At 61.6% G+C, this 12,825-nt stretch carries 12 protein-coding genes; 3 read left to right on the top strand and 9 right to left on the bottom strand.

The genetic code is table 11. The features are described 5' to 3' along the window. Positions 1–81: 81 nt before the first annotated feature. The 3 genes from AC09SL_RS18545 to AC09SL_RS18555 form a co-directional block, all read right to left on the bottom strand. Entirely contained in the window at positions 82–1,440 is a 1,359-nt protein-coding gene (locus tag AC09SL_RS18545; protein ID WP_058545038.1) for an 8-oxoguanine deaminase, read from the bottom strand. Positions 1,441–1,595: 155 nt separating this feature from the next. Then, a complete protein-coding gene (locus AC09SL_RS18550) occupies positions 1,596–2,282 on the bottom strand; it encodes an SDR family oxidoreductase (RefSeq protein ID WP_058545037.1) in 687 nt (228 codons plus the stop codon). Between the two features lie 25 nt (positions 2,283–2,307). Next, positions 2,308–2,658 carry a MerR family transcriptional regulator gene (locus AC09SL_RS18555; protein WP_058545036.1) on the bottom strand — a complete coding sequence of 117 codons (351 nt, stop codon included), beginning with the start codon at positions 2,656–2,658 and terminating at the stop codon, positions 2,308–2,310. Between the two features lie 81 nt (positions 2,659–2,739). On the opposite strand from AC09SL_RS18555, the gene AC09SL_RS18560 reads away from it, so the two are divergent. Next, positions 2,740–3,162 carry a hypothetical protein gene (locus AC09SL_RS18560; protein ID WP_064107021.1) on the top strand — a complete coding sequence of 141 codons (423 nt, stop codon included), beginning with the start codon at positions 2,740–2,742 and terminating at the stop codon, positions 3,160–3,162. Positions 3,163–3,303: 141 nt separating this feature from the next. Here the strand turns inward: AC09SL_RS18560 and AC09SL_RS18565 are convergent, their stop codons facing one another. The 6 genes from AC09SL_RS18565 to AC09SL_RS18590 all read right to left on the bottom strand — a co-directional run bounded on the left by AC09SL_RS18565 (position 3,304) and on the right by AC09SL_RS18590 (position 9,701). Further along, positions 3,304–4,230, bottom strand: coding sequence for an ABC transporter permease (locus AC09SL_RS18565; protein WP_058545034.1), 927 nt, complete (start codon positions 4,228–4,230; stop codon positions 3,304–3,306). Then, positions 4,230–5,336, bottom strand: a complete 1,107-nt coding sequence (locus AC09SL_RS18570; RefSeq protein ID WP_058545033.1) for an ABC transporter permease — start codon at positions 5,334–5,336, stop codon at positions 4,230–4,232. Before AC09SL_RS18570 ends, AC09SL_RS18565 begins: the two co-directional genes overlap by 1 nt. An 11-nt stretch (positions 5,337–5,347) precedes the next feature. Then, complete coding sequence (locus AC09SL_RS18575) at positions 5,348–6,901, bottom strand: ABC transporter ATP-binding protein (RefSeq protein WP_058545032.1); 1,554 nt, start codon at positions 6,899–6,901, stop codon at positions 5,348–5,350. A 532-nt stretch (positions 6,902–7,433) separates the two neighbouring features. Continuing rightward, entirely contained in the window at positions 7,434–8,015 is a 582-nt protein-coding gene (locus AC09SL_RS18580; protein WP_064107022.1) for an IMPACT family protein, read from the bottom strand. A 7-nt stretch (positions 8,016–8,022) separates the two neighbouring features. Continuing rightward, positions 8,023–8,673: a TetR/AcrR family transcriptional regulator gene (locus AC09SL_RS18585; RefSeq protein ID WP_058542942.1), complete on the bottom strand. Its 651-nt coding sequence runs from the start codon at positions 8,671–8,673 to the stop codon at positions 8,023–8,025. Between the two features lie 107 nt (positions 8,674–8,780). Continuing rightward, positions 8,781–9,701, bottom strand: coding sequence for a LysR family transcriptional regulator (locus tag AC09SL_RS18590; protein ID WP_058542943.1), 921 nt, complete (start codon positions 9,699–9,701; stop codon positions 8,781–8,783). 121 nt (positions 9,702–9,822) lie between these two features. On the opposite strand from AC09SL_RS18590, the gene aptA reads away from it, so the two are divergent. Together aptA and AC09SL_RS18600 are read left to right on the top strand one after the other, a co-directional pair. Next, entirely contained in the window at positions 9,823–11,172 is a 1,350-nt protein-coding gene (gene aptA / locus AC09SL_RS18595; protein ID WP_058542945.1) for an omega-aminotransferase AptA, read from the top strand. 70 nt (positions 11,173–11,242) lie between these two features. Further along, the gene (locus AC09SL_RS18600) at positions 11,243–12,736 is read left to right on the top strand and encodes a CoA-acylating methylmalonate-semialdehyde dehydrogenase (protein WP_058542944.1); all 1,494 of its coding nucleotides are present in this window, start codon (positions 11,243–11,245) and stop codon (positions 12,734–12,736) included. The last annotated feature ends 89 nt before the right edge of the window (positions 12,737–12,825 follow it).

The raw sequence follows: 12,825 nt of genomic DNA on the forward strand, positions 1-12,825 counted from the left end.
AGCCTTGCTCCCACGGATATTCATGTGTCCACAGACTTTCTGTGACCTGTGGGAGCAAGGCTTGCCCGCGATGGCGTTGGGTCAGGTGCCGGCGATCAGTTCCCGCGCCGCCTGGCTATGGTCAGCAATCAAACCTTTCAAATCCAACCCCTCGACCTGCCCGTCGATGACCCGCCATTGCCCACCGATCATCACCCGATCTGCCCGGTCCGCGCCGCACAGCAGCAGCGCCGAGACTGGATCGTGACTGCCGGAGAAGCGCAGCTCGTCGAGCTTGAACAGCGCCAGGTCGGCCTGCTTGCCCACCGCCAGCTCGCCGATATCGCTGCGCCCGAGCAGTTGCGCCGAGCCTTGGGTCGCCCAGCCCAGCACGCGCTCCGGGGTGATCGCTTGCGCGCCGTAGCGCAGGCGCTGGATGTACAGCGCCTGTCGGGTTTCGAGGATCATGTTCGAGGCATCGTTGGATGCCGAACCGTCTACCCCCAGGCCCACGGGAGCGCCCGCGGCGGTCAGGTCCAGGGTCGGGCAAATGCCCGAAGCCAGTCGCATGTTCGAACTTGGGCAGTGACAGATGCCGGTGCCGGCGGCGCCGAGACGGGCGATTTCATCCGGGTTGAAATGAATGCCGTGGGCCAGCCAGGTACGCGGGCCAAGCCAGCCGACGCTGTCCAGGTAATCCACGGTGCGCAGGCCAAAGCGTTGCAGGCAAAACGCTTCTTCATCGAGGGTTTCGGCCAGGTGCGTGTGCAGGCGTACGTCGAGCTTTTCCGCCAGCTCGGCGCTGGCGCTCATGATCTGTGGCGTGACCGAAAACGGTGAGCAGGGCGCCAGGGCAATCTGGATCTGCGCGCCGTCGCCGCGCTCGTGGTACTCGGCGATCAAGCGCTGGCTGTCGTCGAGAATCACCTGGCCCTGCTGCACGGTCTGCTGCGGCGGCAAGCCACCGTCGGCCTCGCCCAGGCTCATGGAGCCACGGGTCAGCATCGCGCGCATGCCCAGTTCACGAACACTCTGTACCTGCACGTCGATGGCACTTTCCAGGCCTTGTGGAAACAGGTAATGGTGATCGGCCGCGGTGGTGCAGCCCGATAGCAGCAACTCGGCCAAGGCCACTTTGCTGGCCAGGGCAAGTTTTTCCGGAGTCAGCCGCGCCCATACCGGGTAGAGGGTTTTCAGCCAGGGGAACAACGGCTGGTTCACCACCGGCGCCCAGGCGCGGGTCAGGGTCTGGTAGAAGTGATGATGGGTGTTGATCAGCCCCGGCAGGATCACATGTTCGCTCGCTTCGAAGATATGGTCACAGGGCTGGGCGGGTAGCTGGCCGGCGCTCAGCAGTTCGACGATCACACCGTTCTGCAGGACGAGGCCGCCACGGGCATCGAGGTCGTTGGCTGTGAAAATGGCGAGGGGATTTTTTAACCAGGTACGGGTCGCAGGCATGGTGGCCGGCTCCTCTGAAAGTGGGTTCAGGTTAGCCAGCTCAGTGATGCCCTGTCTGCTGATCCAGGGTCGCCTGTGGGGGCGAGGTTTGGAGTGTACTCAGGTTGTGTTGTAGTTTTCCAGAGCCCGCCGCTCCCACAAGGGAATGGCGGTGTTTACCAGGGAATGGTTTCACCCCTGTAGTTGACGAAGTGATGTCCGCCTTTGCCGGCGAAGGCATTCACTTGATCGATCAGCCCGCGAGTGCTGGTCTCGACGTCGATGTCCGCGCCTTCACCGCCCATGTCGGTCTTGACCCAGCCCGGGTGCAGCGACAGCACGGTCAGTGACTGCTCGCCCAGTTGGCTGACGAAGCTGTTGGTCATGGAGTTGAGCGCCGCCTTGCTGGCCTTGTACAGCGCCAGTTCCGGCGCGTCGGGCATGGTCACGCTGCCCAGCACCGAACTCATGAACGCCAGCACGCCGCTGCCGTCGCGGATCTGGCCGACAAAGCGTTGGGCCAGGTTGATCGGGGCCACGGCGTTGGTGAAGAACAACTGGCCGACTTCGGCCAGCGTCGCTCCGCCCGGGCTCTGGTTGTCCGGGCCCTTGACGCCGGCATTGACGAACAGCAGGTCGAAGGTCTCGCCCTTGAGCTGTTGGCTCAGGGCGATGACCGCTTGCTGGTCGTCCATGTCGAGTTTTTCGATCCGTACCGGGCCCAGTGCTTTCAACGCCTCTGCGTTCCGTGGGTTGCGCACGGTGGCGGTCACGTTCCAGCCATCGTTGAGCAGCGTCTTCACCAGACCGAGGCCCAGGCCTCGGGAGGCGCCGATGATCAATGCGTTTTTTGCCGAATTCATGAGGGGCATCCTTGATAGGAAAAGGTCACGGATTTAATGGACAGCGTTGCCCGAGCCGTTGTTTCAGCTCGTGACGCAACGCGTCGAGTTCGGTCATGCGGGTTTCGATCAGGTTCAGTTTGTCTTGCAGCAATTGCGTCACGGCGCAGTCCGGGTCGGGGGCGTTCCACAGGGCGGCGACGCTGGCGCTGATCTCGCCCAGGGTAAAGCCCAGGCGCTGGGCCGTCTTGATATAGAGCACCAGTTGGACCATGTCGGCAGGGTAGTCGCGATAGCCATTGGCGCTGCGCGTCGCCGCGATCAGGCCACGCTGCTCGTAGAAGCGCAGCGTGTCTCGACTGACGGCGCAGGCCTGGGCTAGTTCACCGATGCGCATTGTGGAGCTCCAGAGGACTTGACCTTGGAGCATACCCCAGGCTTTAGCCTCTTTGCTCCCCAATTATCTGGAGCAAGGTGTATGTGGACTTCGATGCAATACCGCCGGGTGGTGCTTGGCAGCGCCTGGTACGACCTGATCGTGTCGGCTGCGCTGGTCACGCCGTGGAGCTTTGCCGCGCTGCATGGTGTGTTGATGAGCATGACTCAGCTATTTGACCTGCCTGGAGAACTGCCGCCGTTTGCGCCGGCGCATGTGCTGATGGTGAATCTGCTGGGATCGATTGTCTGCGTGTGGGCGGTGCTGCGGATTCGGGATCCGCAGGCGCTGTATGGGCGTTATGACGCGGTGGGGCGGTTTTTGTTTGCAACCTGGATGCTGTATGCGCTGCTGCATGGGGCCAGTGCGGTGTTGTGGGTTTTCCTGTTTTTCGAGGTGGTGTGGGGCGTCATGCAGATACTGCCCGTCCGTGGCGAGGGAGCTTGCTCCCGCTGGGCTCTGTAGGAGCTGGCGAAGCCTGCGATCTTTTGATCTTTCGCTTGGGATTCAAGTGGCTTTGGAAAGATCGCAGCCTCGTTGCACTCGTCAGCTCCTACACAGCTCCAGCGCAGTCGAGCGGGAGCAAGCTCCCTCGCCACAGGGTTCTCAATGCCCCGCCTGCCAAGGTTGCCCCAGGGACACTGGCGCATACAGCCGGGTGCGCACCGCATCCCGGGACAGCAGCACCAGCACCACAATGGTCGCGGCATACGGCAGCATCGCCAGCAGACTCGATGGAATCGCCAGGCCCAGCCCCTGGGCCACCAGGTGCAGGATGCTAGCGAGGCCGAACAGGTAGGCGCCCAGCAGCAGGCGCCACACCCGCCAACTGGCGAACACCACCAGCGCCAGGGCGATCCAGCCGCGCCCGGCGCTCATGTTCTCGGCCCACATCGGCGTGTAGGCCAGCGACAGATAGGCGCCGGCCAACCCCGCCATGGCGCCGCCAAACAATACCGCCAGGGTCCGCACCCGCAACACCGGCAGGCCCATGGCGCTGGCGGCATCGGGGTTTTCCCCGACGGCCTGGATGATCAATCCGGCGCGGCTTTTCATAATCATCCACGCCACCAGGGCAAACAAGGCGAACGACAGGTAAACCAGCAGGTCCTGGGCAAACAGCATCCGCCCGATCAGTGGTATGTCACTCAAGTAAGGAATCGCCAGCGGCTCGAATCCCGCCAGCGGTTTGCCGACCCAGGCCGCCCCGACAAAACTCGACAGGCCTACGCCGAAAATCGTCAACGCCAGCCCAGTGGCGACCTGATTGGCGTTGAATACCAGTGCCACCAGCGCGAACAATGCCGACAACAGCATCCCGGCGGCCATCGCCAGCAGTACGCCGAGCCAGAGGTTGCCGCTGTTGAACGCGACGATAAAACCGATCACTGCGCCGAACAGCATCATGCCTTCCTGGCCCAGGTTGAGGACGCCGCTTTTTTCGCAGACCAATTCACCCAGGGCCACCAGCAGCAACGGCGTACCGCAGCGGACCATGGCGTAGAAAATATTGCTCAACAGGTCGATATCCATCACAGCGCTCCTGCCTGTACGGCGGTGGTTCGGGTGCGCCGGGCCCAGCGCAGGTTCAGGCGTGGCCGGTAAAGGATCAGCACGTCGCAGGCCAACAGGAAAAACAGCATCATCCCCTGGAACAGTTGGGTGATGGCCTGGGGAAGGTTCAGCGACATCTGCGCGCTCTCGCCGCCGATGTACAGCAACGCCATCAACAGGCTGGAAAACAGAATGCCAATGGGATTGAGGCGACCCAGGAACGCCACGGTAATCGCCGCATAGCCGTAGCCCGGCGACACCTGCGGCACCAGTTGGCCGATCGGCCCGGTCACTTCGCAGACGCCGGCCAGCCCGGCCAGTGCCCCGCTGATCAACAACGCCAGCCACACCAACGGTTTCTGGCGAAAACCGGCGAAACCGGCGGCGCGGGCATCGAGGCCCAGCACCTTGATCTGAAAGCCAACGAAGCTTTTCTGCAGCAACACCCACACCGCCACCAGCGCCAGCAGGGCGAAATACAGCCCGGCATGGACCCGACCATCCTCCAGCAGCAACGGCAGGCGACTGGCCTCGCCGAACATCGCCGACTCGGGGAAGTTGAAACCCGCGGGGTCTTTCAACGGCCCGTGAACGCAAAACAGCAACAGGTTCAGGGCGATGTAATTGAGCATGATGCTGGTCAGGATCTCATTGGCATTGAAGCGCGTGCGCAGCCACGCCGTGAGCCCGGCCCAGGCGGCACCGGCCAGGGTGCCGGTCAGCAGGATCAGCACCAGTGCCCAGCGGCTTTGCATGTCGATGATGTTCACCGCCAAGGCACTGCCGGCCAGGGCGCCCAGCAGCAGTTGGCCTTCAGCGCCGATGTTCCAGATACGCGCCTGATAGGCCACTGCCAGGCCAAGGGCGCACAGCAGGATCGGCAAGGTCTTGACCAGCCACTCGGACACGCCGTACAGATCGCTGATCGGGGCGATCAACAGGGTGTACAACGTTTGCAACGGGTCGTGCCCCAGGGCGATAAACAGCAGCGAGCCACAGATCAGGGTCAACACGGCGGCCAGCAGCGGCGAACACCAGAGCATCAGGCGCGATTGCTGGCCGCGAGGTTCGAGAGAAAGCAGCATGTAGAACTCCGTTAAACCGGTGCGGGGGCCGGGGATTGAGGGGCGTCGAATTGGCCGGCCATCCAGCCGCCAACGTCACTGAGCCGGGTCTCGACCGTGGGCCTCAAGGCCGATAGGCGCCCGCCGCACAAGGCGCCGAGGCGGTCGCTGATCTGGAACAGTTCGTCGAGGTCTTCGGAGATCACCAGAATCGCCGCGCCTGCATCGCGCAGGGCAATCAGGGCGCGATGGATGGTTGCCGCCGCGCCGACGTCCACGCCCCAGGTCGGGTGAGCGGCCACCAGCAGCTTCGGCTGTTGGAGGATTTCCCGGCCGAGAATGAATTTCTGCAGGTTGCCTCCCGAGAGGCTGCGCGCCGGGGTTTTGGTGTCGGGTGTCTTCACGCCAAAGCGACGGATGATCTCTTCGGCCAAGTGTTCGACCTTGCTGCGTCGAATCAGTCCGTGGCTGACCAAGCCCTGTTGGAAAGCGCTGAGCAAGGCGTTATCCGCCAGGCTCAATTGCGGCACGGCGCCATGGCCCAGGCGCTCGGCGGGGACAAATGCCAGCCCGAGCCGGCGACGAGCGTCGGGGCGCAGATGAGCGACAGGTTGCCCGTCGAATCGGATTGTTTCGCCTTGCCGGCGGGCAAGCTGCGTTTCTCCGCTGAGCAACGCCAGCCATTCGTCCTGACCATTGCCCGCCACCCCGGCGATGCCGACGATTTCGCCGCTGCAGACCTCAAGGTCAATATCCCGCAACGAGCAGCCGAACGGGTCCGGGTTGTGCCAGGACAGTTTGTTGATCTGCAGAAAGGCTTTGTCTGCGCTGACCTTGGGGTAGTCCGTGATCAGTCCGGCCGCTTCGCCGACCATCAGTTGCGCCAGTTCCCGGTCCGAGCAGTGCGCCGGCGTGCAATGCCCCGATACCCGCCCGCCGCGCAGCACTGTGGCGCTGTGGCACAACGCTCGCACTTCCCCGAGCTTGTGGCTGATAAACAAGATGCTGCAGCCCTCGCTCGCCAGGCGGCGCAGGGTCACGAACAGTTCTTCGGCTTCAACGGGCGTGAGCACCGAGGTCGGTTCGTCGAGAATCAGCAGGCGAATGTCCTGCATCAGGCAGCGAATGATCTCGACCCGTTGCCGCTCGCCAATCGACAGGCTGTGGACCAGCCGCTGCGGCTCCAGCGCCATGCCGTAGCGCCGGGAAACCTCGCGGATCCGGGGTTCCAGCTGCGCCGGCGTACCGGCTGCCGCGCCCATTGCCAAGGCAATGTTTTGCGCAACGGTGAGGGTTTCGAACAGCGAGAAATGCTGGAACACCATGCCGATTCCCAGGCTGCGGGCCTGGGCCGGGTTGCGCAGGTTGACGCGCTGGCCTTGCCAGATCACCTCGCCTGAATCGGCGGGGGTGACGCCGTAGATAATTTTCATCAGGGTACTTTTACCTGCACCGTTTTCTCCGAGCAGGGCGTGGATCTCGCCGGGTTGGATGCTCAGGTCGATGGCGTCGTTGGCCAGGCAACCGGGGTAGCGTTTGCTGATGTTGCGCAATTGCAGGCGCGCGATGGAATCGGGGTTGGACATGACAGGCTCGGGCCGATGGACAGGAATACCTGTGGATAAAGCAATTTCCTGGCCATCAGGTCAGGAAATCGCCTCGAGCCGCATCGCCAAGGCTCTCTGGATGTAGTCTGGGCACCCACCGTAGGAAATTTTGCACCGGCTTGGAGCGCGCAAGTTTTGCGCAGGCATCGGTTTGCCCTGAAATGGGTGGTTAAAAATTGATCAAGCGGCTGCGAGCCATGCCCTTCTTGGGGTGGCAGGAGCCATGAACGGGTTATCCACAGGTTGCTCCACAGTTATTGTGTGCAAGCCGGGAACTCGGGCATAAGCAGTGCAAGGCTTTCTTCTAAAGGTGATAAACCGTCGCAAGCGTTTGTTTTGTGGATGGATTTTGCGGTTTGGCGGGACTTTGGCTGAAAAATGAGCAACCCGCTCAAACCCGCATGACAGAAGGGTTACAGAGGGATGTGCTCAGGTTATCCACAGTCGGGTGCACAGTGGATGTGGGCAAGTTGAACGTTTGCGGGGCGCCCTGAAAGATCGCACGCTGATCTCAACGTGCCAGCAGAATCCGTCCACGGCTCAGGTCGGCCAGGTGCGTTTGCAATGTTTCGATCTGCGCTTGGCTCACAGCCAGTTGAAGGTCTACGCCATTGGCCGTAAAGCGTTCTTCATTGACCAGCCCGCCGCATTCGGCGACGCGCAGTTTCACCAGGGCCAGTTCGGCGAATCCGCAGGAACAGCGCAGCGCCACGCGACTGATCAATTCGATTTTCTCGGCGTTTTGCAGGCATTTGTTCGCGCCCCCGCCATAAGCCCGGGCCAGCCCGCCCGTGCCCAGTTGAATCCCGCCGTACCAGCGGATCACCAGCACCGCGACCTGGTCGCAGGCTTGTGCTTCGATCGCGGCCAGGATCGGCCGCCCGGCGGTGCCACCTGGCTCACCATCGTCGTTACTGCGGTATTGATCGCCGAGTTTCCAGGCCCAGCAATTGTGCGAGGCATTCAGGTCGCTATGCCGGTCGATAAAGGTCTGGGCGTCGGCGGGGCTGGTAATGGGCGCGGCGAACGTGATGAAGCGGCTTTTGCGAATTTCTTCGCGATACTCGCAAAAGCCGGCAAGGGTAAAGGGCATGGCGATCTTATAGGGCTGGTGTCAGGCCGCAGCCTTTGAGAATGATGCGGATCAGGTTGTCGCCAGCCTCGATCATGTCTTGCTTGGTCAACTTGCTGCGCCCGGTCACGCGACAGATCTGGGTGGCGAAGTCGGCGTAATGCTGAGTACTGCCCCACAACAGGAAAATAAGGTGCACCGGGTCGATCGGGTCCATCTTGCCGGCATCGATCCAGGCCTGGAATACGGCCGCCCGGCCATTGAACCAGGCGCGATAATCCTGGTTGAAATACTCGGTCAGGCATTCGCCACCGCTGATCACTTCCATGGCAAACAGTCGCGACGCCTGGGGTTGGCGACGAGAGAACTCCATCTTGGCGCGGATATAGCGGGTCAAGGCTTCGGCCGGATCATCCTCGGCGGTGAGGGTATTGAAGGTGCTGTCCCACAATTCGATGATGTTGCTCAACACCGCCACGTACAACCCGAGCTTGTTGGTGAAGTAGTAATGCAGGTTGGCCTTGGGCAGCCCGGCCTTGAGGGCGATGGCATTCATGCTGGTGCCTTTGAACCCGTGACGAGCGAATTCATCTTCGGCGGCCTTGAGGATCGTCTCTTCGTTCTTTTGACGAATGCGGCTGGTGGGCTTGCCACCGTGGGCAGGGACTTCAAAGGTCATGGGCGTTTCCGGGCTGGGTCTGTGGGCAAGCAAATGCGTTGATAGCGCACCGGCATCAATCCGACAAGTGCCATTACACTAAAAGCCTCTTGATGGCTCCCACAGGATTAGCGGGTTGCCGCCAGGCTTTGGAGAAAACTCTCCAGCACCAGATGAGGCCGACGCCCCTTGCGCGTGACCGACGCCAGGCTCAGGTCATAGAAACGTGCGCAGGGCTTCAAGGCGCGCAACCGACCTTGCTGGACCCAGAGGCTGGCATAGTGATCGGGCAGGTAACCGATGTAGCGCCCGGTGAGGATCAGGAATGCCATGCCTTCGCGGTCCGATGCGCTCGCGGTGCAATTGAGCACCTGGTAGTGGGCCTGGATCTCGGCTGGCAGGCGGAAAGTAGGGGCGATGGCGTCCTGGCTATTGAGGCGAGCATCTTCGAGTTGCTGGTCATCGACATAAAACAGTGGATGCCCGACCGCGCAGTACAGCAGCGAACGTTCGCTATAAAGCGGTTGGTATTCCAGCCCGGACAGGGCGCTGGCCTGGGGGACTACGCCGACATGCAGGCGTCCGTCGAGCACGCCTTGCTCGACTTCGTTGGGGGCGATCATGCGAATCTGGATCTGCACGTCGGGCCCGCGCTCTTTCAATTGAGCCAGGGCGTGGGTGATGCGCATGTGGGGCAGGGTGACCAGGTTGTCGGTCAGGCCGATGATCAATTCACCGCGCAAATGCTGGTGCAATCCGTTGACCTCGGTGCGAAAGCTTTCCAGTGCGCTCAATAGCTGCAACGCCGATTGATACACCTCGCGACCTTCCTCGGTCAGGGAAAAGCCCGCGCGCCCACGCTGGCACAGACGCAGGCCGAGGCGTTGCTCAAGGTCGCTCATCTGCTGGCTGATGGCCGAGCGGCCGATGCCAAGCACGGTCTCAGCGGCGGAAAACCCACCACACTCCACCACGCTGCGGAAAATGCGCAGCAGGCGAATATCAAAGTCGCTGACTTGGGCCAGTGGATCGGGACGACGAACGCTCATAGTTTAGTGATCCACCGACTGAAGGTTACAAAAGTTGGATTTCATCGACTTTATCGCCGTGGCAACTTAGCTGCAAGAACGCTTTCGATCCCTATCGCTTATGACCTGCGAGGTTTTGTCGATGAACATGCCCGAACACGCTGCCGGTTCCCTGGCCAGCCAGCTCAAGCTGGATGCCCACTGGATGCCTTACACCGCCAATCGCAATTTCCAGCGTGATCCGCGCCTGATCGTCGCTGCCGAAGGCAGCTGGCTGGTGGATGACAAGGGGCGCAAGGTATACGACTCGCTGTCGGGCCTGTGGACATGCGGCGCCGGGCACACCCGCAAGGAAATCCAGGAGGCGGTCGCCAAGCAGCTGGGCACCCTCGATTACTCGCCGGGGTTTCAATACGGTCATCCGCTGTCGTTCCAGTTGGCGGAAAAAATCACCAGCCTGACCCCGGGCAATCTCAATCATGTGTTTTTTACCGATTCCGGCTCCGAGTGTGCCGATACAGCGGTGAAGATGGTCCGCGCCTACTGGCGTCTCAAGGGCCAGGCGACCAAGACCAAGATGATTGGTCGTGCCCGTGGCTATCACGGCGTGAACATCGCCGGCACCAGCCTCGGCGGTGTCAACGGCAACCGCAAACTGTTCGGCCAGGCCATGATGGATGTCGACCACTTGCCTCACACCTTGCTGGCCAGCAATGCCTATTCCCGTGGCATGCCGAAAGAGGGTGGCATCGCCTTGGCCGATGAGCTGTTGAAGCTGATCGAACTGCACGATGCTTCCAACATCGCTGCGGTGTTCGTCGAGCCGATGGCAGGGTCGGCCGGTGTGTTGGTGCCGCCGGAGGGTTACCTCAAGCGCCTGCGGGAAATCTGCGACCAGCACAGCATTCTCCTGGTGTTCGACGAAGTGATCACCGGTTTCGGCCGCACCGGTTCGATGTTCGGTGCCGACAGCTTTGGCGTGACCCCGGACCTGATGTGCATCGCCAAGCAAGTCACCAATGGCGCGATCCCCATGGGGGCGGTAATTGCCAGCTCCGAGATCTACCAGACCTTCATGAACCAGCCGACGCCCGAGTACGCGGTGGAATTTCCCCACGGCTATACCTACTCGGCACACCCGGTGGCCTGCGCGGCTGGCCTGGCGGCACTGGACCTGCTGCAGAAGGAAAACCTGGTACAGGGCGTGGCCGAGATCGCCCCGCATTTCGAGAACGCATTGCACGGCTTGAAGGGGGCGAAGAACGTCATCGACATTCGCAACTATGGCCTGGCCGGCGCGATCCAGATCGCCGGGCGCGACGGCGATGCAATCGTGCGTCCATTCGAGGCCGGCATGGCGTTGTGGAAAGCTGGGTTCTATGTGCGGTTTGGCGGCGACACCCTGCAGTTCGGGCCGACGTTCAACAGCAAGCCGCAGGATCTGGATCGCCTGTTCGACGCGGTCGGTGAAGTGCTGAACAAGCTCGACTGATACGTCCTTCTATATAGCTTTCATAACGGGCGTCCGGTCACGGGCGCTTGTGGATAATTCTGGAGTCCCCATGAGCCTCATCCCGCATTTGATCAATGGCGAACTGCTGAGCGACAGTGCTCGCACCGCCGATGTGTTCAACCCGTCCACTGGCCAGGCCATCCATAAAGTGCCGTTGGCTGATCGTGCGACCATCCAGCAGGCCATCGACGCCGCCAAGGCGGCTTTCCCTACCTGGCGCAATACACCGGCGGCCAAGCGCGCGCAGGTGATGTTTCGCTTCAAGCAATTGCTGGAGCAGAACGAGTCGCGCATCGCGCAGTTGATCAGCCAAGAGCACGGCAAGACCTTGGAAGATGCGGCCGGTGAACTCAAGCGTGGCATCGAAAACGTCGAGTTCGCCTGTGCAGCACCAGAAATCCTGAAAGGCGAATACAGCCGTAACGTAGGACCGAACATCGACGCCTGGTCAGACTTCCAGCCTTTGGGTGTGGTGGCCGGTATCACTCCGTTCAACTTTCCGGCGATGGTGCCGCTGTGGATGTATCCGCTGGCGATCGTTTGCGGTAACTGCTTTATTCTCAAGCCGTCCGAGCGTGACCCGAGTTCGACGCTGCTGATCGCCCAGTTGTTGTTGGAAGCCGGTTTGCCCAAGGGCGTATTGAGCGTGGTGCACGGCGACAAGGCTGCGGTGGACGCACTGATCGAAGCGCCGGAAGTCAAGGCGCTGAGTTTTGTCGGCTCGACGCCGATTGCCGAGTACATCTATGCCGAGGGCACTCGGCGCGGCAAACGCGTCCAGGCGCTGGGTGGGGCAAAGAACCATGCGGTGCTGATGCCGGATGCGGACCTGGACAATGCCGTCAGCGCACTGATGGGCGCGGCGTATGGTTCGTGCGGTGAGCGCTGCATGGCGATTTCGGTGGCGGTGTGTGTCGGCGACCAGGTGGCGGATGCACTGGTGACCAAGCTGGTGCCGCAGATCAAGTCGTTGAAGATTGGCGCAGGTACATCCTGTGGGCTGGACATGGGGCCGTTGGTGACAGGGCAGCATCGCGACAAGGTCAGTGGCTATATAGAAGACGGTGTGGCGGCTGGCGCTTCGCTGATTGTCGATGGTCGCGGATTGAGTGTGACCGGGCATGAGGAAGGGTTCTTCCTCGGTGGTTGCCTGTTTGATCGTGTGACCCCTGAGATGCGCATCTATAAGGAAGAGATCTTCGGGCCGGTACTGTGTATCGTCCGGGTCAATAGCCTGGAAGAGGCGATGCAGTTGATCAACGATCACGAGTATGGCAACGGCACCTGCATCTTCACTCGCGATGGCGAGGCGGCGCGGTTGTTCTGCGATGAGATCGAAGTCGGCATGGTCGGCGTCAACGTTCCATTGCCGGTGCCGGTTGCCTATCACAGCTTTGGCGGCTGGAAGCGCTCGCTGTTCGGCGACCTGCACGCCTATGGCCCGGACGGTGTGCGTTTCTATACGCGTCGCAAGGCCATTACCCAGCGCTGGCCGCAGCGTGCAAGCCACGAGGCTTCGCAGTTCGCTTTCCCCAGCTTGTAAACGGAGAGTGAAGAGGCCGGCGCCCTTGGGTGCCGGCCTCTGCATTTACGGGGCTTTTAGGCTGATGTGACAGAATTATGAAAATAGGT

The organism is Pseudomonas sp. PF05 (assembly GCF_056521845.1).

Bases quoted from the DNA above. Each gene is read 5' to 3' on its own strand.
- AC09SL_RS18550 (WP_058545037.1), bottom strand. From the start codon at position 2,282: ATGAATTCGGCAAAAAACGCATTGATCATCGGCGCCTCCCGAGGCCTG.
- AC09SL_RS18575 (WP_058545032.1), bottom strand. From the start codon at position 6,901: ATGTCCAACCCCGATTCCATCGCGCGCCTGCAATTGCGCAACATCAGC.
- AC09SL_RS18590 (WP_058542943.1), bottom strand. From the start codon at position 9,701: ATGAGCGTTCGTCGTCCCGATCCACTGGCCCAAGTCAGCGACTTTGAT.
- AC09SL_RS18565 (WP_058545034.1), bottom strand. From the start codon at position 4,230: ATGGATATCGACCTGTTGAGCAATATTTTCTACGCCATGGTCCGCTGC.
- aptA (WP_058542945.1), top strand. From the start codon at position 9,823: ATGAACATGCCCGAACACGCTGCCGGTTCCCTGGCCAGCCAGCTCAAG.
- AC09SL_RS18555 (WP_058545036.1), bottom strand. From the start codon at position 2,658: ATGCGCATCGGTGAACTAGCCCAGGCCTGCGCCGTCAGTCGAGACACG.
- AC09SL_RS18585 (WP_058542942.1), bottom strand. From the start codon at position 8,673: ATGACCTTTGAAGTCCCTGCCCACGGTGGCAAGCCCACCAGCCGCATT.
- AC09SL_RS18570 (WP_058545033.1), bottom strand. From the start codon at position 5,336: ATGCTGCTTTCTCTCGAACCTCGCGGCCAGCAATCGCGCCTGATGCTC.
- AC09SL_RS18560 (WP_064107021.1), top strand. From the start codon at position 2,740: ATGTGGACTTCGATGCAATACCGCCGGGTGGTGCTTGGCAGCGCCTGG.
- AC09SL_RS18600 (WP_058542944.1), top strand. From the start codon at position 11,243: ATGAGCCTCATCCCGCATTTGATCAATGGCGAACTGCTGAGCGACAGT.
- AC09SL_RS18580 (WP_064107022.1), bottom strand. From the start codon at position 8,015: ATGCCCTTTACCCTTGCCGGCTTTTGCGAGTATCGCGAAGAAATTCGC.
- AC09SL_RS18545 (WP_058545038.1), bottom strand. From the start codon at position 1,440: ATGCCTGCGACCCGTACCTGGTTAAAAAATCCCCTCGCCATTTTCACA.